1 protein-coding gene is annotated in these 1,574 nt (G+C 43.1%); it reads right to left on the reverse strand.

The features are described 5' to 3' along the window. Positions 1–310 precede the first annotated feature (310 nt). Positions 311–1,465, reverse strand: coding sequence for an IS110 family transposase (locus tag H5157_RS20515; protein ID WP_182715382.1), 1,155 nt, complete (start codon positions 1,463–1,465; stop codon positions 311–313). Positions 1,466–1,574: the final 109 nt, after the last annotated feature.

The following is a 1,574-nucleotide window of genomic DNA, read 5'->3' on the forward strand; positions in this document are numbered from 1 at the left end:
TGGTATGACTCCCACTGTCAAGTTAAGCACACTGATCCTTGCTTCACTTTTTAAGCCATAATTACTTCAGCTCGAATTAGAGCGAGTTAATACATAGGATGAAGCAAGTAATTTCGTCGGTTATCTTGCTGATATTCGTTGGTTATTACTATTTCTAGCAACAGAGCAGACCTTACTTATTCCGTCGTGGCACCTGTCTTCAGTCTATGTTCGTGGTTCAATGCAGCGTTAGCTGCATTGCCATCCTAACGCCGTCGGTGGTTGTGCCACACCCGATGCTTGATCCCATGCATTAACTCTAATTCGTTTATCATGCGGGTACTCTTGCCAATCTAAGTTTTGCGTTCACTGGCGTAAGTACCACTTCTTTTGCAATGGCCCATATGTACGCAATCATTTCTCGGGCAATTGCGGTGACAACAAGGTTGTAGTGTTTCCCTTTGGCTATCATTTTTTTATAGCGCTTGCAGAGCCTAAGTTGTGCTTTCCACGCAATATCAATAATGTCCTTTGGTAAACCTTCTTGTCGTTTTTGCATATCTGTCGATATATTTGCCGCATACCGATAAGTGTGTGCACCTTCAACGAGAAGGCGTCTTGCTCGGCCGTTTCCGCATTTTGTGATAGCGCCAATATGGCGTTTGCCACCACTCGAGTGTTCACTGGGTACAAGACCGAGATAACTCATTAATTTACGGGGATGGTCGAAGCGCGATAAATCACCAAGCTCAGCCACAACGCCGGTGGCGACCAACAAGCGAACACCTCGCATTGCTTGTATTGCTTTAACAACGGGATAATAACGCCATTGATGGACGTGATGTGTTAGTTCATTGTCTAGTCTTTCAAGTCGGCTTATTCGCTCGGTAATTGTTTGTAAAAACTCTTGTAAGACAATGTGCTGCGCGGGATGTGGCAGCACAAGCTCAGTGAGCCAACGTAAATGTTTTTGTGACCAATTTGCGGTGCCTTTGTAATTAATATTATTGCGAAGCAGCAACGCTTTTAATTGATATTTAGCATCTTTTAAATCTTTCATGGCTATTTCGCGTGCGCGAGATAAATCGCGTACGGCTTCATCTTCAGGCTCGGGAACATAGATAGGTGTTAAATCTTCAGACTTAAGTAATTTAGCAAGCTTAAGAGCATCACGTTTATCGGTTTTAATCTTCTCGCCTGGTTTTTTAGGAATAAGAGACGGGGCAACCACATAACAGCAATGGCCAAGGCTTGTGATTAATCTGTAAATCCAATAACCACATGGGCCTGCTTCATAAACAAAATGAAGTGTTGCGCCAGGGTATTTCGATTCGAACTGACGAACAAGCTTTTGAACGGCCACTTTGGAAGACGAAACTCGGCCAAGATGAACAGGTTGCGCACCTCTATGTTCTTCAATATAGGCGACTTCATTGAATTCTTTATGTGTATCAAGACCGATAAAAAGTATGCTATGTTTATTCATGTTAGCCTCTGCTGTTTAGTTAATTGACAAACTAATTATGGCTCTGGCTTTGAATTAAGCTAACCCACGAAAAGCGGAGGCTAACACCGTGTGGGAGTCATTATGTCTA

Source organism: Pseudoalteromonas sp. SG43-3 (genome assembly GCF_014164385.1).
Lineage (GTDB): Bacteria > Pseudomonadota > Gammaproteobacteria > Enterobacterales > Alteromonadaceae > Pseudoalteromonas > Pseudoalteromonas distincta.